The sequence below is a fragment of the Gelidibacter salicanalis genome, assembly GCF_016469035.1.
GTDB classification, from domain to species: Bacteria; Bacteroidota; Bacteroidia; order Flavobacteriales; family Flavobacteriaceae; genus Gelidibacter; species Gelidibacter salicanalis_A.
In genome coordinates, this window is sequence record NZ_JAEHJZ010000261.1 from 1 (window position 1) to 409 (window position 409).

1 protein-coding gene is annotated in these 409 nt (G+C 46.5%); it reads right to left on the reverse strand.

Going from position 1 to position 409, the window contains the following annotated elements; all coding sequences use genetic code 11:
- Positions 1-141: 141 nt before the first annotated feature.
- A partial coding sequence (locus JEM65_RS22600) for a hypothetical protein (protein ID WP_233530797.1) occupies positions 142-409 on the reverse strand: 268 nt, incomplete at its 5' end.

Here is a 409-nt window from a genome sequence, read left to right on the forward strand (position 1 = left end):
TCCTACCCCTAAAGAACGAAAATGGTCACACTGGACCACGATCGCCGGGATGCAAACGAGACTGAGTTATGTACTGCTATGTAGCTAACTTAACCAGGGTCGTCAGTGTCAATCTATCACGCATTGGCGTTGGATTGCCGCTTATTGGACAGTTTTTGAGACCAACTCAGTGTCATAGCAGGAAGGAGTATTTCCAAATCGCCCGCTTTCGATTCCGGAGGGCTGGCTTTTCAGTACATAAGTTATGTACTGATAACTAGAGGCTTCCAATTTGATAAAGGTACATCTTTCAAAGGTTTGTTTCCAAGCAAACTCTAAGCAAGCCAGGTTAGGTGCTCGATGGGCTAATTTCCCGCCCAATTGCCTGATCAGGGGTCGCTGGAAGGCCACTAGAATATAGGCCATAAGA